The 20,862-nt window shown below is 37.2% G+C and carries 10 protein-coding genes and 1 pseudogene; 10 read left to right on the top strand and 1 reads right to left on the bottom strand.

The features are described from left to right. Positions 1 to 338 precede the first annotated feature (338 nt). Positions 339 to 1,124: an SWIM zinc finger family protein gene (locus O9290_RS26615; protein WP_002762076.1), complete on the bottom strand. Its 786-nt coding sequence runs from the start codon at positions 1,122 to 1,124 to the stop codon at positions 339 to 341. A 104-nt stretch (positions 1,125 to 1,228) separates the two neighbouring features. Between O9290_RS26615 and O9290_RS26610 the strand changes: the two are divergent. From O9290_RS26610 to O9290_RS26565, 10 genes and pseudogenes are all read left to right on the top strand, one after another. Next, positions 1,229 to 1,473: pseudogene (locus O9290_RS26610) on the top strand (helix-turn-helix domain-containing protein); the annotation flags it as partial. A 463-nt stretch (positions 1,474 to 1,936) separates the two neighbouring features. Continuing rightward, positions 1,937 to 6,196: a non-ribosomal peptide synthetase gene (locus O9290_RS26605; RefSeq protein ID WP_288058638.1), complete on the top strand. Its 4,260-nt coding sequence runs from the start codon at positions 1,937 to 1,939 to the stop codon at positions 6,194 to 6,196. Positions 6,197 to 6,440: 244 nt separating this feature from the next. Next, on the top strand, positions 6,441 to 8,318 hold the full coding sequence (locus O9290_RS26600; protein ID WP_288058636.1) for a TubC N-terminal docking domain-related protein: 1,878 nt from the start codon (positions 6,441 to 6,443) through the stop codon (positions 8,316 to 8,318). Between the two features lie 123 nt (positions 8,319 to 8,441). Further along, entirely contained in the window at positions 8,442 to 13,226 is a 4,785-nt protein-coding gene (locus tag O9290_RS26595; protein ID WP_288058634.1) for a non-ribosomal peptide synthetase, read from the top strand. Between the two features lie 39 nt (positions 13,227 to 13,265). Further along, positions 13,266 to 14,309: a type 2 isopentenyl-diphosphate Delta-isomerase gene (gene fni, locus O9290_RS26590; RefSeq protein ID WP_288023393.1), complete on the top strand. Its 1,044-nt coding sequence runs from the start codon at positions 13,266 to 13,268 to the stop codon at positions 14,307 to 14,309. Further along, positions 14,303 to 14,935, top strand: a complete 633-nt coding sequence (locus tag O9290_RS26585) for a LysR family transcriptional regulator (RefSeq protein WP_002762083.1) — start codon at positions 14,303 to 14,305, stop codon at positions 14,933 to 14,935. Before fni ends, O9290_RS26585 begins: the two co-directional genes overlap by 7 nt. Before the next feature lie 96 nt (positions 14,936 to 15,031). Beyond that, positions 15,032 to 15,658, top strand: a complete 627-nt coding sequence (locus O9290_RS26580; protein WP_002762084.1) for a cupin domain-containing protein — start codon at positions 15,032 to 15,034, stop codon at positions 15,656 to 15,658. A 48-nt stretch (positions 15,659 to 15,706) separates the two neighbouring features. Further along, positions 15,707 to 16,507, top strand: a complete 801-nt coding sequence (locus O9290_RS26575; protein ID WP_288023395.1) for an SDR family oxidoreductase — start codon at positions 15,707 to 15,709, stop codon at positions 16,505 to 16,507. A gap of 31 nt (positions 16,508 to 16,538) precedes the next feature. After that, the gene (locus O9290_RS26570; RefSeq protein WP_002794050.1) at positions 16,539 to 17,483 is read left to right on the top strand and encodes a putative capsular polysaccharide synthesis family protein; all 945 of its coding nucleotides are present in this window, start codon (positions 16,539 to 16,541) and stop codon (positions 17,481 to 17,483) included. Between the two features lie 91 nt (positions 17,484 to 17,574). Next, on the top strand, positions 17,575 to 20,853 hold the full coding sequence (locus tag O9290_RS26565) for a non-ribosomal peptide synthetase (RefSeq protein ID WP_288058631.1): 3,279 nt from the start codon (positions 17,575 to 17,577) through the stop codon (positions 20,851 to 20,853). Positions 20,854 to 20,862: the final 9 nt, after the last annotated feature.

The following is a 20,862-nucleotide window of genomic DNA, read 5'->3' as shown; positions in this document are numbered from 1 at the left end:
ACTTTCAAAAACCTTGCATTATCCTTCTTGTAGTACATCGCTTGGTACAAAAAACAAGGGCAACAAAGCCTGAAACGACCGGCTCCTGACGACCGGCTACTGACTCCTACCCCCAGGAAAAACTTTTTCAGCAGACCCTAGGTAGGCGTTAAAAATTATCAGACACCACCCTTATCAAGGGTAGGGTTGATTCATGAATCAACCCTACCTTGAATCAACCCTACCTTGAATCAACCCTACCTTGAATCAACCCTACCTTATCAAGGGGGGCAGGGAGGATCGAACCTAAAATCCATTTTTAATTTAATTATAACCAGCTACTTATACCTCAAATTCCCCTACTGTAAAGCAATCGCCATCGCTTCTTGGGGAATTTGCCGGTAAATTGGTTTTAAAAATTGTTCTATGGCATCTGATTCGGGGGCAGCGAGGGGAAAATTGCCTAAAATGTCGAGAATGGTTTGATTTTCATTCCCCGGCGTAATCACAACGAGGGAGGGATCTAGCTCCTCATCGTACTGCCAAAAGCGATCGATAGCACTTTCGGGGGCAGTTTTTTCGACTACTGTGGGGGGTTCACTGACTGCTAAAGGTTGATTATCAGAGGAATAGGAGCGTTTTTCCCGTAAAGCTTCCAGAATTTGGCTTTTGCTTCGGCCGCGCAGTTGCAAAAGCAGGAAGGGATCGACAATAAAACGATCACCCAATTGATAGTATACTGCTCCTATATGTTTGCAGGGGTTGGCTTGATCGGGACAGGTGCAACGAGAGCGAATATCAGCTAGGGAAAAGGGAAATAAATTCACCCCACTATCGATAAAAACACGCTCGATATGATCGGGCATTTGTCCCGTGAGCAATTGAGCGGAATAAATGGCCTTTTTGGAGAGAAGCTTAATAATATAATCCCATTCTTCATCACTAAAAGCGACTAGGGATAAGTCCACTATATAAGGCTCTGGTTCACTGCCTTGTACTCTGGCAATAACTTGCGAGTCTTCAAAGTCAATACTTAAAACATTGCCTTCTCTGGCGTACAGTCTAGCTCGTTCCAAGCGTTTTTTAAAGCGATAGGAATCGAGTAGTTCCAGCCATTTTTGTACCCACCAAGCTTGTTCTGTCATTTTTTATTCACCCTACCGCTTATCAGCTTCGTTACCAACAAAAACGCCAATTCAAAAAGGAAACGCATCAGCCTAGAGGCCTGACTAGGAAAAGCTCATCAGGTATATTCCGATCTTTAACAACAACAAATCAGACCCAAAAACGAAGCCCTCAACATCTTAACATAGAACAAAGAAACTTGCTCTACCAACTTAGTCAAGAGGGAAATTTATCTCAAAGACAAATAGCCGTCTTGCTCGGATGTGATCAAAGCACGACCGGAGCAAGTATTAAGAAGGAATCAAAGTTCCCTCGGATGCTATCTACAAAGGTACAGCACAAGCTGAGGGTGAGACTCGCCGAAAAAACTGAAAACAACCCTTTAAAAAAGTAACTGAGTCGGTGGTAGAAGGGAATGAATTTTAAAATCCTTAGGGCAGAGGAAATAGAAAGAGCCGTAAACTTAATTAACCATCCTCCTCGAAAATGTCTTGACTATCCTATCCAGAATGAGGTATTCTGTGATAGCCCAGACAGTGATGCAATTCCTGACAGGGGGACAAGCGAGCTAGAAAATTTGCCAACAAAGGCTTCTGGCTTCTCTCGCTAGAAATAGATCTAGCAATTCTAGGCAAAAAGCTAACGAAAGAATTAGGGATAGGAGCGAGCTTACTAGGAATTATTATTAATAAGTGAGAGATGGCGCGGCGAACTTTTTCGAGCTAAAATCATGGAAAGCTTATGATATATGGATTTCAGCCTTCTTGTCCCCCTGTCAGATGAAATTCAGACTTGAATTAGCAAGATGTACACAGAACCGAGGATTTTAGGTATGAGGACAGAACACAAAAATCCACAATTAAATTGTCAGAAATTAGCAGAAGTATTTTTATCAAATCCCTTAATTGAAGATTGCTATTTTATGGTACGAGAGGATGAATTAGTCGCCTATATCGTTTCCTCTGGAGCTTGGAATTCTGAACAATTGTCCTCCGATTTACAGTCTCAGTTACCGGACAATCTTCTACCTAATATCTATGTGCAGATTTCCAGTTTACCCTTAACCGATAGCGGTGATGTCGATGAAACTGCATTAAAGAATATTGAAATTATCGATGATCATCAAGTTCAGGAAACAGAAGAAAAACTACGCTCTTTGTCAGATATTGATCAAGTTGCCGCTGTCATGACTTCCAAAAAAATCAAAATTTTACCCCTACATCTATCGGACTTATTGCCCTTAAAACTAGAGAAAAGAAATGATAATCAAGAATCTCAAACCCCGATTCATATGAGGATTCACACTTCTAACACTCAAGCTAGAATCAGTCACGGACAGCTTTTAGAAGAATCTGAACTTCAGCCTAAAACCTTGGCAGAAATACTCCAAAAAGCTGCTGAAAATCATTCAAATAAAGGGATTATTTATATTCAATCTAATGGATCAGAAGTTTTTCAATCTTATCAACAATTATGGGAAGACGCTCAACAAATACAAGCCGGATTACAAAAGCAGGGTTTACAAGCTCAAGATAAAGTGATTCTTCAGCTATCGGAAAACTATGATATTATTTCCGCATTTTGGGGGTGTCTTTTAGGGGGATTTATTCCTGTTATTATTTCAGTGCCACCCAGCTATAAAGATTTTAATAATGAAATTCATAAAATATCTCAAGTTTGGCAGTTGTTAGATGAACCTATTATTATCACAAATCAATCCCGTCAGCAAGAGATAAAATATTTAGAACAATGGTTGCCTAATCAACCCTTAAGCTTGAGTTTTATTGAAGAATTAAAAACTCATTCTCCCCATCAGCCTCCTATTGGTCAACCGGATGATATCGCGTTCTTTAATCTCACATCAGGCAGTACAGGAATACCGAAATGTATCTCATTAACCCATAAAAATGTCATCTCTCGTGCGCGAGGAACAAACATAATTTGTGAACATCAAAACGACGATATTATTCTTAATTGGCTTCCTTTTGATCATATTGGAAGTATTTCAGACTGGAATATTCGCTGTGTCGAGTTAGGATGCCAAATGGTTTATGTTCAAACTGAATATATATTAGGTCGTCCTTTGAATTGGTTAGATTTAATTGATCAATATCGAATTAGCCATAGTTGGGCTCCTAATTTTGCCTATAATTTGATCAATGAAGCTTTAAAAAAAGAACCGGATCAAAATTGGAATTTAGATTGTGTCAAATTCTTTTTGGCAGCGGGTGAAGCCGTTTCTGGTCAAGCAGTTGGAGAATTTATTAACACCCTTCATCTTCAATATAATCTGAAAAAAACGGCGATGCGTCCTGCTTTTGGGATGGCAGAAATGGGTTCAGGGATTACCTATTATCAGCCTACAGAACAACAGCCATTACTCTTTCACACGGTTGATAAATCCTCCTTGAATTCTTCCTTAAAACGAGTCCATCCTGAACATCCCAATGGTGCAACCTTTACGGATTTAGGATTACCCATTCCGGGTATATCGATTAGAATTGTTAATACTGATAATTCCCTATTACCAGAAGAAACCATTGGTCATTTACAAGTTAAAGGAGATGCAGTTTCACCGGGGTATTATAAAAACCCAGAAGCGAATCAAGACGCTTTCTTAAAAGATGGCTGGTTTAAGACAGGAGATTTAGCATTTATTAGTAACGGTCATTTAGTCATTACTGGAAGAAGTAAAGAAACCATTATTATTAATGGAGTGAATTATTATAGCCATGAAATTGAAACTGTAGTGGAAACTATTGAAGAAGTAGAAGTGTCCTACACCGCCGCTTGTGCTGTTTATGATCCTAGTAATAGTACCGATCAATTAGCTTTATTTTTTAGTGTAGAAACCTTTGACCACCAGCATCTAGCGGAACTTCTGAAAAAGATTAGACGAAAAGTAATTAACAGTTTTGGCGTTAATCCTGAATATTTAATCCCCTTAAATAAAACTGAAATTCCTAAAACTTCCATCGGTAAAATCCAGCGATCGCAATTAACAAAACGGTTTGCGAACGGAGAATTTAATTCTATTTTAAAAGAAATAGATATTTTATTAGAAAACGATCAAACCATTCCTGATTGGTTTTACCAGAAAGTTTGGAAACCTCGATCTCCAGTTAACTTAAAAACCGAACTTTCCAAGTATTGTAGTTTAATTTTTCTCGATTCCTTGGGTTTAGGAGCATCTTTAGCAGAAAAAATCCAAGGTCAAAACTTACCCTGTATCACGGTTTTAGCAGCGGAAGAATTTTCTCAAATCAGTCAAAATTGCTATACCCTCAGACCAGGGACAGCCAATCATTATCAACAGTTAATGGCATCTTTATCCGAGCAAAAAATTATCCTTGGCAATATTATTCATCTGGGTACTTATCAAGACTATCAGGGAGAAATTTCAACAATTGAACAGTTAGAAAAAGCACAAGAAAAAGGGACTTATGATTTATTATTCCTAGTTCAAGCCTTAGCTAAAACTCATGATTTTAACTCAAAAATTCAATTGCTATTTGTTTCTAGTTATAGTCAATTTGTCATAGAAACCGATGAAATTGCCTATGAAAAATCTCCAGTTTTAGGACTGATCAAAACCCTAGCTCAAGAACTTCCTTGGTTAAATACTCGTCATGTTGATTTACCCCTGGATCAAACCGAAATTAATGTCAGTTATCTGCTGCAAGAACTATCCGTTTTATCCAAGGAAAGAGAAATTGCCTATCGCAACGGGAAACGTTTAATCGCAGGTTTGGAAAAAGTCAATTTACTTCAACACAGCCAACAGGAATTACCCTTTAAATCAGGGGGAATTTATCTGATTACCGGAGGACTAGGAGGGATTGGCAGACAAATTGCTCAGTATTTGCTCAAAAATTATCAAGCTCGTTTACTGTTAATTGGAAAAACACCTTTACCAGAAAAACACCTTTGGAGTGAGTACCTCAAAACCGAAGATCAATTATCCTTAAAAATAAAAAATCTCCAAGCTTTAGAAAATCTTGGGGGACAGGTAATTTATCAAGCGGTAGATGTGGCTAATTTCCCTCAAGTTAAACAGGCTGTAGAACAGGTGAAAAAACAATGGCAAGGAGAACTTAATGGGGTGATTCATCTGGCTGGAATTTACAAAGATTGTTTACTTCTGGACGAAACTCAAGAGGGTTTATCGACAATTCTTCGTCCTAAAGTAATAGGAACTTGGGTTTTACATCAACTTCTCAAAGAATCTCAGGGAATTTTTATTAGTTTTTCTTCCTTGGCTAGTTTTTTTGGAGGAGCGGCTTTGGGTTCCTATGCGGCGGCTAATAGTTTCCTTGAGTCTTTGAACAGCTATCAAAAATCTAAGAATTTGTTCCCCAGTTATTGTTACAGTTGGACAACTTGGCAAGAAACCGGGATTAGCCAAGGTTATCAGATGCAATACATAACTCGATCTCAAGGGTATTATGATATGACAGTACGGCAAGGTTTAGACTCATTTCTAACCAGTTTATATCACAACCAAAGACAATTAATGATCGGTTTAGATGGGAGTAATAGCAAGATTAATCGTTTCACATCTAGGTCTGAAGGATGCCAAAAGTTAACGGCTTATTACACCCGTAAATCTACAGTTCAATCGGTCAATCTACCTAATCATGTTAGTCTAAAAGATCGATTGGGAACGTCCTATCAATGTCCCCTAGTTCTGCGACAATCTCTGCCTATTAAGGATAATGGAGACATTGATAAGCGGCAATTACTCAAGGAACTCCAAGGCAAAGAAAATAACGAATTGATAGCACCCAGAACGGAAGCTGAACGTCAAGTTGCTAAGATTTGGCAAAAGGTGTTAAATCTATCTCAAATTGGAATTCATGACAATTTCTTTGAACTAGGAGGACATTCCTTGCTGGCTAGTCAAGTCATCTCTCGTTTACGCGATGTTTTCTCGGTAGAATTGTCTTTGCACAGTTTATTAGAATACCCCACCGTTGCCAGTTTAACTCAAACGATTGAGGTGCTTAATGTAGCCAACAATAGTCAAAGTGTATCCAAAAGTGGTAAAGTTATGACAACAGCCTCAGAAAATTATGAAGAAGGAGAATTATGAAAATAGCTTAACTAAAATTTAAGCTTTTCAGATCCATTTTGGAAAAAAATGTAAAAAATTGTATCCATCACTAAAATTTATCATCCAGAATATGCTATAAATAGTTTCGGTTTAAAACAGTCTTTTTGTGGAGTATGTAAGCGGTTGCTCCCATAGCAACTGACTTTAACAATAACCACCGACTCCCCGCCATTGATAATTTTTGTTTGGTCTATAGTATTTAGTCTTTGAGGGACTTAAATTTATGAAAACAGTTGAATTTTTATCGGATCTGAATCATTTAGGTGTGACAATTTGGATGGAAGGGGATAAGCTGCGCTATCGTTCTCCTCAAGGTGTTATGACTCCCGATTTACTCGAACAATTGAAAGAGCATAAAGAAGAACTCATCGTTTTATTGCGTGAACAAGCTGACAATTTTAGTTCGGAAACAGACTATGATGTGGCAATTTGTGGCGGTGGATTAGCGGGTTTAACCTTAGGGAGACAGTTAAAACTTAAACAACCTAATCTTTCTGTTGTTGTTCTTGATAAAATGGCTCGTCCTTTACCGGAAGCTGGTTTTAAAGTGGGAGAATCAACCGTTGAAGTTGGGGCTTTTTATTTAGCAAATACGCTGCAGTTAACCGATTATTTTAACAATCAACATTTATCTAAACTGGGATTACGTTATTTTTTCAAACCTCAAGAAACTGAATTTCATAAAAGACCTGAACTGGGATTATCAGAGTTTCATGCTCCTAAATCTTATCAAATTGATCGGGGTAAATTAGAAAATGATTTACGCCAATTTAATATTGAAGCAGGAATTGACCTTAAAGAAAATTGTTCGGTTAAAGACATCGAGTTTGCTGAAGGGCTACAGCAACAGCATAAAATTATTTATACTCAAGGCAGTGGAGCGAATCAAAAAACTCATTGTATTAAATCCCGATGGGTTGTCGATGCGATGGGTCGTCGTCGATTTATACAGAAGAAACTCGGTTTAGCGAAACCTAATCATAATAATTACAGTGCGGTTTGGTTCCGAGTTGAGGGTCGTTTTGATGTCAGCAATTTTGTGCCAGCCAGTGAAGAAAAATGGCATCGGCGTGTTCCTAATAACAACCGTTATTATTCTACAAATCATTTATGCGGTGAAGGATACTGGGTTTGGTTAATTCCTTTATCTACGGGTTATACCAGTATTGGCATTGTGGCTCGTCAAGATATTCACCCGTTAAAAAATTATCATAACTATGAGTTAGCCTTTCAGTGGTTAAGGGAAAATGAACCCGTTTTAGCGGCTCATTTAGAAGGTAAATCCCCAGAAGACTTTAGAAAGATGCCGAAATATAGCTACTCCTCGAAACAAGTCTTTTCCTTTAATCGTTGGGCTTGTGTCGGTGAAGCAGGCCTATTTCCTGATCCGTTTTATTCCCCCGGTTCAGATAGTATTGGTTTTGGCAATTCTTTAACCACTCAAATGATTGAACTTGACCTTAAAGGTCAACTAACTCCCGAAAGAGTTGACGATGCGAATCACTTTTATTTAACCTATCACGATGGGTTAGCCTTTAATATTCAAAATTCCTATAACTGTCTTAAAAATGGGACAGCGATGGCTACAAAAGTCATCTGGGATACCTTAGCTGGATGGACATTCGGTTGCTTAATGATGTTTAATTCCATCTTCCTTGACCCGGAACTTAAGATGAAAGTTCAACAGATTAATGCAGAATTTTTCCCTCTTTCCTATCGAATACAACAACTATTCCGAGATTGGGCAAATCAATCCCTGGGTCGGGTTAGCTTTGAATTTATTGATTACTTAGCAATCCCCTTTGTAAATGAACTGCGAACCAGGAATTTACAATCTAATAAAACCGAAGCTGAAATCATAGAAGCTTATCGAGCCAGCTTAAAATTATTAGAAGAATTTGCTCAAGTCATTTTTCAAATTGCCTTAGAGGATACCAGACCCGAACTGTTACCTAAAATTAACGAACACCCCTGGTTAAATGCTTGGGCAATTAGTTTGGATGCCAGTAAATGGGAGACTGATGGGCTGTTTTCGCCTAAGAGCGAACCTCGTAATTTACACAGCATTAAAAAACAATATTTAGAGGCAATAAACCGATAAAAATAGACGAATCAAGTTGATTATATCTCTAACAGTAGCTCTAGCTTGAGCTACTGTACTCAGCCAAATATCACCCCCATTCCAAAAATACCAGAACATTAATTAAGGAAAAGGATACTATTGATGAAAGTCGCAGAATTTTTATCTTACTTAAATAGTTTAGACATCAAGCTTTGGCTTGAGGAAGAAAAGTTAAAATATCAAGCTCCCCAAGGAGCAATGACACCAGAAATTAAGCAAGAAATCGGGACAAGAAAACCAGAAATTCTCACTTTTTTAAGAAGTGCAACAACACCATCTAAACCCCTTGAATCCGTAATTAATAGCGTTGCCCGAACTGAAGATTTACCCCTATCTTTTGCTCAACAGAGAATGTGGTTTCTCTATCAGATGGATCAGCAAAATTCGGCTTATAATGAAGCTCTAACCATCCGTTTAACGGGACGCTTAAACATTGATATTTTAGAGCAAACGATTAATGCTATTATTCAACGCCATGAGAGCTTACGGACAACCTTTCCAGTGGTTGAAGGAAAACCTATTCAAAAAATTGCTCCATCTCTAAAGATTAAATTATTAGTTATTAATTTAAAAGATATTTCCCAAGATCAAATTGATAAACAGATTATTGAAGAACTACAAAAACCCTTTGATTTAACCCAATCTCCCCTATTACGATGTACTCTGTTTGATCTGGGATATGAAAATTATATTTTAGTCAACGTTTTCCATCATATTATTATCGATGGTTGGTCAAAGGGCATTTTATTTAAAGAATTATCTAAATTTTATCAAGCACTTTTATCCAATTCAACCGTAGATTTACCCGAATTAGCCATACAATATGCGGATTTTGCGGTATGGCAAAGACAATGGTTACAAGGTGAAATCTTAGAAAATCAGTTAAATTATTGGAAAAAACAATTAACGGCTGCTCCTCCTTTATTAGAACTTCCAACCGATAAACCCCGTCCAGCTACTCCCAATTTTCGAGGTCATAGTATCTCGTTTCAAATTGACTCAGAACTCACAGAAAAACTGAAACTTTTGAGCCAAAAGTCGGGGGTGACTTTATTTATGACATTACTGGCTGCTTTAAACACTTTACTCTTTCGTTATAGTGGTCAAGATGATATTTTAATCGGGACACCCACCGCCAACCGAAACCGACAAGAAATTGAACCTTTGATTGGTTTTTTTGTCAATACTTTAGTGCTGCGGAATTCCCTAGAAGGAAATCCGACTTTTTCGGGATTATTACAGCAAGCTCGCAATGTTGTTTTAGAAGCGTATGCTAATCAAGATGTCCCCTTTGAGCAAGTGGTTGATGGGTTAGAAATCGAACGAAGTTTAAGTTATAATCCCTTATTTCAGGTAATGTTTGCGCTGCAAAATGCCCCCCTCAATGCTTTAGAATTACCCAATTTAAAAGCTCAATATCTAGCCATTGAAAACCAGAGAATTAAATTTGATCTCAGCTTAGTTTTAGAGGAAATTGAAACGGAAAAAGGAGCTTATTTAGAAGGTTTTTGGGAATATGATAGCGACCTATTTACCGCCGAAAGAATTACCCGCATGGTGGGTCATTTCCAAACTTTATTAAAAGGAATTGTAGCCAATCCTCAGCAAACCGTCGGGAAATTACCGTTACTGACTGAATCGGAAGAACAACAATTATTAGTAGAATGGAATCAAACTCAAACGTCTTATCCTGATCATTACTGTATTCATCAGTTATTTGAAGAACAGGTTGTTAAAACACCTGATGTTATAGCGGTCATCGATGGAGAACAATCCCTCACCTATGAACAGTTAAATCAAAAAGCCAATCAGATTGCCCGTTATTTACAAAAATTAGGGGTTAAACCAGATCAATTAATTGGGATTTGTGTCGAGCGATTACCCTTAATGATTATTGGATTTTTAGGAATCTTAAAAGCTGGAGGAGCTTATGTACCACTGGACACAAGCTATCCCGAAGAACGACTTGAATCTATCATAAATGATGCTGAAATCAAAATTTTATTAACGCAACAGCACCTCATCAAAAAACTACCAACAACAGTCAATCAATTGATTTGTTTAGAACAAGATGAAGACCCAATTAAACAACAAAGTAAACAGAATCCTCTCAGTCATGTTAACGCTGAGAATTTAGCCTACGTCATCTATACTTCAGGTTCTACAGGTAAACCTAAAGGAGTTGCTATTCCCCATCGAGGAGTGACTCGTTTAGTCTGTAATACTAACTATATATATTTAAAACCAACTGATAGAATGGCTCAGGTTTCTAATCCTTCTTTTGATGCCGCTACTTTTGAAATTTGGGGGGCGCTGATACATGGCGCACAGTTAATAGGAGTAGATAAAGATATAGTTCTTTCTCCTGAAAAATTTGTTCATTTTCTCCAAAAATATCAAATTACTATTTTATTCTTAACGACAGCGTTATTTAATCAGTTAGTTCAGACTATTCCCCATGCTTTTCAAAGCTTAAGATATTTACTTTTTGGTGGCGAAGCAGTTGATCCTCAATGGGTCAAAGAATCCCTTAATAAAGGAACCGCTCAAAATTTACTTCATGTTTATGGGCCAACAGAAAGCACAACTTTTACCTCTTGGTATTTAATTAAAAATATTCCTTCAGAAGCTACAACTATTCCAATTGGTCGTCCTTTAGCTAATACAGAAATTTATATTCTTGATCCCTATTTGCAACCTGTTCCTATTGGTGTTAAAGGCGAATTGCATATTGGTGGTGATGGTTTAGCCCGTTGTTATCTCAATCGTCCTGACTTAACTGAACAAAAATTTATTCCCAATCCTTTTAGTCAAGATTCGTCAGCACGTCTGTATAAAACAGGTGATATAGTACGCTATTTAGCCGATGGGAATATTGAATTTATTGGACGGATTGATCATCAGGTAAAAATCAGAGGTTTTAGAATTGAATTAGGCGAAATAGAAGCCGTTTTATTTCAGCATCCTCAGGTCAAAGATGGAATTGTTATCGCCAGAGAAGATCTACTTGGAATCAAGCGTTTGTATGCTTATGTTGTTCCGAAAGATAAACAACTCACTCAGCCAGAATTACGAATTTTTCTCCAAGAAAAGCTTCCCAATTATATGATTCCTGCTTTCTTGATTTTCTTAGATGCTTTTACTCTTAATCAGAATGGAAAAATTGATCGCAGTGTTTTACCTAGACCAGAAATTGATGTTGATGAATTAGAAAATTATCTTCTTCCTAGTAACGAGAAAGAAACAATTTTAGCCCAAATTTGGCAGGAAGTTTTAGGTCAAAATCAAATTAGTATTAATGAGAATTTCTTTGAATTAGGAGGCGATTCAATTATCGCCATTCAAATTGTCGCTAAAGCTAATCAAGTGGGATTACAAATTACTCCTAAACAATTATTTAGTCATCAAACTATCGCTCAATTAGCCACCGTAGCGGAGACAACTGCTATCACTGAAATTGACCAGGGATTAGTTACAGGTGAAGTCCCGTTAACGCCGATTCAAAAATGGTTTTTTGAACAAAATTGGACCGAACGTCATCACTTTAATCAATCTATCTTGTTAGAGGTTCCCAATAATCTACAACCAGATTTATTAAAACAAACTATTTCTAAATTACTCTATCACCATGATGCTTTGCGGTTACGGTTTGTGCAACAAGGGGAACAATGGCAACAAAATCACAGCCTAGACTGCCATAGTTTCGCCTTTGAAAAGGTGGATTTATACCATCTATCTTGCCATGAACAATTGACCAAGATGGCAGAAATTTCTGAGGTTCAACAACGGGTACTCAACTTAGAGGAAGGACCCTTAATGGCGGTGGTTTTCTTCGCCTTGGGTGAGAGGGGAAAAATGTTAATTATCATTCATCATTTAGCAGTAGATGGAATTTCTTGGCGGATTATCCTCGAAGATTTCGTTACGATTTACCACCAATTAGAAACCCAAAAGCCTCTGCAACTTCCTCCTAAAACCAGTTCTTTTAAAACTTGGGCTGAGGAACTGCAAAACTATGCTACAACCCCAGAATTTCACGCTCAATTCAAGTATTGGCTAAACCGTGATTTTCCCTCAATTTCTCCTCTTCCTTTGGACTGTCAAGGTGAAGCTCAGTCCAACATTGTTGCCCATGCAAAAACGGTTTCTTTCACCTTAACCGAAGAACAAACCCGCTTACTCTTACAGGAGGTTCCGCAAGCTTATAACACCCAAATTAATGATATTCTATTGACCGCTTTAGTCCAAGCTTTTGGCCATTGGACAGGGAGTTATAAGCTTTTGCTTGACATGGAAGGTCATGGAAGAGAGAATGTAATTGAATCCGTGAATTTATCTCGAACTGTGGGTTGGTTTACCAGTATTTTTCCCGTCTTTTTGACCTTAGAAAATCTTCACCATCCCGGTGAATGTCTCAAGTCCATTAAAGAGCAATTACGACAAATTCCGAATCGGGGATTTGATTATGGAATTGGATATTATCTGAGTTCAGATTTAACGATTCAATCCCCGTTAAAAAACTATCCAAAAGCTCAAATTAGCTTTAATTATTTAGGTCAATTTACCAGCCATCAAATCGGCGAGATAGGCTGGAAATTATCTCAAGAATCCAGTGGTTCCATTCATAGTCCTTTGGGAAAACGTTCCCATTTAATTGCGATTCATGGAATTGTGGTTGATGGGCAACTTGATATAGAATGGCAATATAGTGAAAATTTTCATCATCAAACAACGATCAAAAATTTAGCTGCTGCCTATCGAGATTCTTTAGAAAGCCTGATTAACCATTGTTTATCGGTAGAAGGAGGCTATACTCCATCGGATTTTCCCGATGCGGATCTTAATCAGGTAGAACTAGATGAACTGCTTTCAGAACTCGATTTTTAACCTCAACTTAATGTTTAACCCTCCTGCTTGATAACAACTATGCCATCACCTAATCTTCCCAGTGAAATTGAAAATCGTAAAAGCGAACATCTGCGAGTTTGTATCGAAGAAGATGTAGAGTTTCAACAACTTACAAACGGTTTAGAAAAATATCGTTTTACCCATTGTTGTCTTCCTGAACTTGACCGTAGCGATATTGAACTGGGGACAACCTTTTTGGGGAAATCTCTAAAAGCTCCAATTCTCATCTCTTCCATGACCGGAGGAACAGAATTAGCCCATTTAGTCAATACTCGATTGGCAACGGTCGCTCAACGTTATGGTTTAGCGATGGGGGTGGGTTCTCAACGCATTGCACTCGAACAACCGGAATTAGCGCCGACCTTTGCAGTCCGTTCTCTGGCGCCAGATATTCTCCTGTTAGCGAATTTAGGGGCTGTACAGTTAAATTACGGCTGCGGTTTAGAAGACTGTTTAAAACTGGTGGAATTATTAGAAGCTGATGCTTTAATTCTGCATCTCAATCCTTTACAAGAATGGGTTCAATCGGAAGGCGATTCCAATTTTAAAGGGTTACTCGCTAAAATCGAGCAAATTTGCGCTCAATTGCCCGTTCCCGTCATCGCCAAGGAAGTCGGAAATGGCATCTCTGCGGTGACGGCCAAACAATTAATTGAAGCCGGAGTCGCTGCGATTGATGTGGCTGGGGCCGGAGGCACGTCCTGGGCTAAAGTCGAAAGTCAAAGAGCCAAAGACAACAGACAAAGGCATCTCGGACAAGTTTTTGCCGATTGGGGTTTGCCTACGGCTGAATGTATTACTGCCATTCGGTCTATGAATTCAACCATTCCTTTGATTGCTTCTGGAGGCTTAAAAAATGGCTTAGACCTTGCCAAATCCATCGCTTTAGGAGCCGATTTAGGAGGGTTGGCTCGACCGTTTCTCGTAGCAGCGATTGAATCAGAAGCCGCCGTTGATGAGTTGGTAAAATTTTTAATTGCTGAACTTGAAATTGTTTTATTTTGCACCGGAAATCCTAATTTATCCGCCCTTAAAAATTCAGGAGCCTTAAAACCATGTTAAAGTTTTCAATGGAATTGTGTTATCCCCAGCTTGATGTCAAAACCTTAAGCGTTGGCACTTTGGGTCCAAAAGAAACCAGTAGTGAACAAACCTTAAATTATCTAATTTCTCAATGGAAATTACAACAGATTTCGGTTAATAGTCATTTATTTGATAGCTTTACAGATTTAAAAGAATCTTTACTCGACAATCAGATAGATTTGGCGTTAGTACCCCATGCCTATGAAAGAATTAATGATTTCTACATGGAACCGAGTTTTAAACTAGGTTTTATCTTCACCTATCCCACACCCGTTTACGGATTAGCCAAGCGAAAAAATGAAGGAATCGTTTTAGAAAACTGTACCCTAGTTACTCATCCCGCTCCTCTTCCTTTACTTCCCTATTTATTACCTAGCGACCTGAATCAAAACAAGATTAAAATCAAATTTGTCAATTCTACCAGTGTTGCCGCTATTCAAGTTAAACAGGGGTTGGCAGATTTAGCCATTACCAATGAAAATGCCATCCGAGAACATGATTTAGAATTTATTTCACAATATGGTAAAATTGAGATGAGTTGGTCTTTATTTCACAAACAGGAAAACACCATGATTCAAAGTATTTATTTACCTGTGCATACCTAAAAAAGCTCCCTATCCGATGAAAATAGTTGCCTTCATCACAGAAAAATAATTGAGAGTTTAAATTTCAATTTCATTTTGAACTTGTCCCCTAAAATCATGTCTAAATTTTTCCCAATTCCCAAGCCTATTAAACTCAATCCTCATGTAGAATTAGAGGTTTTTCAATGCCAAAATACCATTTTTCAATTATCCGCTGTAGCTCCTAATGCTAAACTTGAATCCCACCAACATCCTGAAAGTCAAATTGGCATGGTACTCTCAGGAGAACTGGAACTGTATATTAAAGATGTGATTAAACCCTTGAGAGCTTTACAAGATATTCATGTCGCCGATGCTAATGTTTCTCATGGTTTTGTTAATCCTTTGTCCGAAGCGATGATTGGATTTGATCTTAAACGGATTACCTCTTCTTTACCTTCAGAAGACGTTGTATTAACCCTATCAAACAACCAAGATAAAATCACTCATTTACCTTGTCAATCGGTTAAGGGTTCTTGGTTTGAAATCGTGATGATGAAAATCCCGTCTAGTTATTCCATTCCCCCACATCAAGGTCAGCAAGAAGAAATCGGATTTATTTTAAATGGACAATTAGAAATTTTTATAGAAAATGAAGAACAGTGTTTAGAATATGGTCAAATTTATTATGCTCCTTCAAAAGTTTTAAAAAAGGGATATAATTCATCGAATCAAGATATTAATTTGATTAAAATTTTAATTTAGTTTGTTTTAAAATTTTAAGTTTAACCACAAAATGCTAGGACAAAGTTTATGGATTTAGGATTAAAAGATAAAGTGGCTTTGATTACGGGAAGTAGTGCGGGAATTGGGTTTACCATTGCTGAAAAATTAGCAGAAGAAGGCTGTCACTTAATTATTTGTGGTCGCAATTCCCAACGCTTAGAACAAGCTTATCAATCTCTGGTTCAAGCTTATCCTTCCCAACAAATTCTGCGTTTAGTGGCTGATGTCCATCAAGCTCAAGATTCTGAACAATTAATACAAGACTCTTTAAATCAATACGGCAAAATTGACATTTTAGTCAATAATTCTGAAGGAGCTAACTTTGCTGAAAATTTAATTGAAAACCTTTCCGATGAAGATTGGTTAAACGTTTTTCAAGGAAAATTAATGGGTTATATTCGCTTAACCAATTTAGTGTTACCGATTATGAAAAAACAACATTGGGGAAGAATTGTTAATATCATTGGGACATCGGGAAAAGAGCCATCTCCTCGTTTAGTTAAATCGGGTGTTGTCAATGCAGCTTTAATGAATTTTACCAAATCAGTAGCTAGACAAACCGCCCCCTATAATGTTTTAATTAATAGTGTTAACCCCGGCGTTATTGATACCCCTAGACATCGAGAATATTTAGAAATTTATGCCAAAAAGCAAGGAACAACCCCAGATTTAATCCGAGAAGGAATTCTAAAAACAATTCCCATGAATCGAATTGGTACGACTGAAGAATTTGCTAATCTCGTTGTATTTTTAGCTTCAGAATGTGCGAGTTATATAACGGGAATTACTATTCCCATCGATGGTGGTTTATCCTCGTCAGCATTTTAAATTCAACCCTCCAGCATCATCAACAAGCATCATGAACACACAAACTAAACTCTCAAACCAAGCTCTTAACTATTATCCCATCGCAGATAAACAGTTTTTTCCCGTGTATTCCTATATGAATAATAGGATTAATATGTGGAATACAGAAAGAAAATTAAAACAAGAACTTCTCAATAATTCTTCAGTCATATTTGTTTATCAAATGGGGAAAGTCGGTTCAATGAGTACCTATTTGACCCTAAAAAAACATCTGCAAAATCAAGCTATTTATCATATCCATAATCTGAATTCAGAACATTTCTCAAAAATTTGGGAAACAATGCAACTGGAGAAACATTATCATGCTTTTACCTTTGGGCATTCCTGTATGACCAAATATTTAAGCGAACACATTGAGGAAATTAAAAATCAAAAAAATATTAAAATTATTACTGGAGTCCGAGAACCCATCGCCCGTAATATTTCTTGGTTTTTTCAAGTCATTCATTGTCAATCTGTTTTTCCTGAATTTTTCATAAAATATCAAGAAGGATTAATCACAATGGATGAAATTATTAAAAAATTTTGGTCTCAAAAATTTGTTTATGGAAAGCAGTTTGACTGGTTTGAAGAAGAATTGCAACCAGTTTTCGGCATTGATATCGCTTCCATTGATTTTCCGAAAGAAAAAGGTTATGCGATTGCAAATTTCCCAGACAGAAATATTGACTTATTAGTCTTAAAATTAGAAAAACTTGATTCTTGCTTAAAAGAAGCCCTAGAAACTTTTTTAGGTGTTGAAAATTTAGATTGTGAACGACTTGACCGAGCAGACTTTTTAGAAGCGGATGACTATCTCATCTATGATAATTTAAGAAAGAGTCTGACCTTTAGTGATGAATATTTAGAAGAAATTTATGATCAACCATTAGTGCGTCATTTTTACACCGATGAAGAAATTAACAAATTTAAACTCAAGTGGTCTAGTCAACGTTAAAGGTAATTCGTTCTAAGTTTATCGTATTTATTGAATAAAATTTGATTCAATAAACTCACGCACATTTTTATTTAATCTATTGGGAAAAACAATGGTAACACCTCAAAAATCTAAGGTTAGTAAAAAAGATATTGAATCCATTTATCCCCTTTCTCCCATGCAGCAGGGGATGCTGTTTCATTCTTTATATAATCCAGAATCAAAGACCTATTTATCACAAATTCAAATCACCTTGCAAGGTAATTTAGATATTAATGCATTCCAACAAGCTTGGCAAAAAGTAGTAGATAGACATAGTATTTTACGGACTTGTTTTGCTTGGAAAAAAACCAAACAGCCTTTACAAGTGGTTAGAAAAAATGTCACCTTACCTTGGTTTAATTATGATTGGCGAGCGCATTCTCTCGCCGAACAAGAAACTAAATTTCAGGAATTATTAATCTCTGATAAAGAGCAATATTTTGAATTAGATAAAGTCCCCTTACTTCGATGTCATTTAATTCAAGTCGAAGATCAAAAATATGAATTTATCCATACTGGACATCATATTTTATTAGATGGTTGGGCAACAGCAATTCTGTTGAAAGAAGTTTTCGAGTTTTACGCTGGACTCATCAACCATCGACCCGTCAATTTACCGACACCCCGCCCTTACCAAGACTATATTAATTGGGTACAACAGCAAGATCAAACTGAAGCCGAACGATTTTGGCGACAAAATCTTCAAGGTTTTACCTCTCCAACTCCATTAGTCGTTGATAAACCGTTAAATCCTCTTGTTACTCAAAGTAAAAATTATCTTCATCAAAAATCAAAACTTTCTCCAGAAATTACCAGTCGTCTGAAATTACTCGCCCAAGAATATCGCCTTACTCTTTCTACCCTAATTCAAGGAGCTTGGGCTTTATTATTACATCATTATAGTAGTGAATCTGATATTGTATTTGGGGCAACCGTTTCGGGACGACCGCCCAATTTTACAGGAATTGAATCGATGGTAGGGATGTTTTTAAATACCTTACCCGTTCGCATCAAAATTGAGCCTCAACTTGAATTATTAACTTGGTTTCAACAATTACAACAAGAGCATTTAGAACGAGAGCAATATAGTTATAGTTCTTTAATTGATATTCAAAAATGGAGTGAAATTCCGTCCCCTCATTCAGTTTTTGAAAGTTTTGTTGTCTTTGAAAATTTACCCTTTAGCGACAATGATAGTCAGAATTTAGGCGGTTTACAAGTCGGTGAAATGCAAGATTATGGCAATGCTGATTATCCCTTAACGGTTATTGTCACCCCTGGAGAAGCCTTAAGTATTAAAATTATTTATCCTCAAGAACGATTTGAAAATGACACCATTGAAAGGATATTAGGTCATTTTAAAACCTTATTAGAAGGAATCGCTATTAATCCCCATCGTCGGATTCAAGACTTACCTGTATTAACGGAAGCTGAACGTCAATTATTATTAATTGAATGGAATCAAACTGCACCCGAAAAACTCCTAAAACAGTGCGTTCATGAATTATTTGAACAACAAACCCTCAAAACCCCTTCAGCCATCGCCGTTGTTTTTCAAGAGCAAGAATTAACCTATCAAGAACTCAATGAGTCTGCCAATCAACTGGCTCATTATTTACGAAAAATTGGGGTGAGTTCTCAATCTTTGGTCGGGATTTGTTTAGAACGGTCTGTTAATATGGTAATTGCCGTTTTAGCAGTGTTAAAAGTAGGCGGTGTTTGTGTTCCTCTAGACCCAACCTATCCTCAAGAAAGACTTTCTTACATCCTGCAAGACACCCAAATCAAAACCTTATTAACCCAAAAAGATTGTCAATCTCTTTTAAACAGTGAAACCATTTCTCAACGGATTTTATTGGATGAACAAGGGTCAGAAATTGCCTTAGAACCCAAGACTAATCTTGACAACCCCGTGAGTTTAAAGGATTTGGCCTATATTATTTATAGTTCAGGCTCTACGGGTGTGCCAAAAGGGATTATGATCCTGCATCAATCCTTAACCAATATTATTGAGCATCATCAGGCGAAAATGTCACCGGAGAGAAATTTCTTACAATTTGCTCCCTTCAATTTCGATGTTAGCTATCACGAAATGTTTGCAGCCTGGTGTTTAGGGGGAAGCTTATTTATTGTTCCAGAAGATGCCCGCTTAGACCTTGCTAAAATAAGTCAATTATTGGCAAATAACCCCATTCATAAAGCGATTTTGCCCGTTACTTTGTTACAACAATTAATTGAAACCTATAGTGAGGAAACCTACTTATTTGCTAACTTGCGTGAAATTATTTCAGCTGGAGAGCAATTACAAATTACCCCAGCGATGATTTCTGCATTCAAGAAACTCGAACATTGTACGCTTTACAATTTTTATGGACCCACAGAAGCGGATATCGTTACCAGTTATACCTTTGACCCTAATCCTGAGCTTTGGCCGAAGTATATTCCCATTGGTAAACCCGCGATTAATGTGCAAGTTTATATTTTAAATTCTCATCTTCAACCTGTACCCATCGGAGTCACTGGCGAGTTATATGTTGCGGGTGGCGGTTTAGCGCGGGGTTATTTCAACAATCCCCAATTAACCAAAGAAAAATTTATTCCTAATCCCTTTAGCGATAATTCATTGCTGTATAAAACTGGAGATTTAGCTCGTTATTTACCCAATGGAGACATTGAATATTTAGGAAGAATTGATGATGTGGTCAAAGTTAGAGGTTATAGAATTGAATTAGGGGAAGTAGAAACTATTTTAAATCAACATCCTCAAATTGCCCAAGCCATTGCTACAGTTCAGGGAGAAACCGCCAGAGAAAAATATTTAGCCGCTTATTTTATTCCCCGTCCAGGTGAAACCGTAAACCAAGTTGAATTACGTCATTTCCTTGAAAACTGGCTACCCGATTATATGATTCCCTCTGCTTTTGTGGTGATGGAATCTTTTCAACTCAGTCCTAACGGTAAAGTTGATCGAAAAGTCTTACCAATACCCGATAAAAACCCCTTATCGTTAACTCAAAATTATGTCGCTCCTCGAACTGCAATTGAAGAAGTTTTAGCAGAAATTTGGGCAGAAATTTTAGAAGTAGAACGAGTTGGGATTGAAGACGATTTCTTTCTGTTAGGTGGGCATTCTTTAAAAGCGATTCAACTGATTAGTAAAATCCGTCAAACCTTAGAAATTGAAATTTCTGTGCGTCAACTTTTTAATCACTCAACTATCAGCCAATTAACTCAAGTCATGATTGAATTAGTGGGGCATGAAGGTTTACTGAATGAAATTGCCGTAACAGTTCAAGAAATTTCCAAACTTTCACCAGAAGAAGTTCAAGCTTTATTATCTCAAAGCTGAACCTAAATG

The sequence above is a fragment of the Microcystis sp. LE19-41.2A genome (assembly GCF_027530405.1).
Lineage (GTDB): Bacteria > Cyanobacteriota > Cyanobacteriia > Cyanobacteriales > Microcystaceae > Microcystis > Microcystis aeruginosa.
The sequence above is the reverse complement of the archived record's forward strand: the minus strand, read 5'-3'. Positions and strand labels throughout refer to the sequence as shown.

What these genes read in the sequence shown, in the direction of transcription:
- O9290_RS26565 (WP_288058631.1), top strand. Translation starts at nt 17,575, where the DNA reads ATGGTAACACCTCAAAAATCTAAGGTTAGTAAAAAAGATATTGAATCC.
- O9290_RS26600 (WP_288058636.1), top strand. Translation starts at nt 6,441, where the DNA reads ATGAAAACAGTTGAATTTTTATCGGATCTGAATCATTTAGGTGTGACA.
- O9290_RS26580 (WP_002762084.1), top strand. Translation starts at nt 15,032, where the DNA reads ATGTCTAAATTTTTCCCAATTCCCAAGCCTATTAAACTCAATCCTCAT.
- O9290_RS26615 (WP_002762076.1), bottom strand. Translation starts at nt 1,124, where the DNA reads ATGACAGAACAAGCTTGGTGGGTACAAAAATGGCTGGAACTACTCGAT.
- O9290_RS26605 (WP_288058638.1), top strand. Translation starts at nt 1,937, where the DNA reads ATGAGGACAGAACACAAAAATCCACAATTAAATTGTCAGAAATTAGCA.
- O9290_RS26575 (WP_288023395.1), top strand. Translation starts at nt 15,707, where the DNA reads ATGGATTTAGGATTAAAAGATAAAGTGGCTTTGATTACGGGAAGTAGT.
- O9290_RS26585 (WP_002762083.1), top strand. Translation starts at nt 14,303, where the DNA reads ATGTTAAAGTTTTCAATGGAATTGTGTTATCCCCAGCTTGATGTCAAA.
- fni (WP_288023393.1), top strand. Translation starts at nt 13,266, where the DNA reads ATGCCATCACCTAATCTTCCCAGTGAAATTGAAAATCGTAAAAGCGAA.
- O9290_RS26570 (WP_002794050.1), top strand. Translation starts at nt 16,539, where the DNA reads ATGAACACACAAACTAAACTCTCAAACCAAGCTCTTAACTATTATCCC.
- O9290_RS26595 (WP_288058634.1), top strand. Translation starts at nt 8,442, where the DNA reads ATGAAAGTCGCAGAATTTTTATCTTACTTAAATAGTTTAGACATCAAG.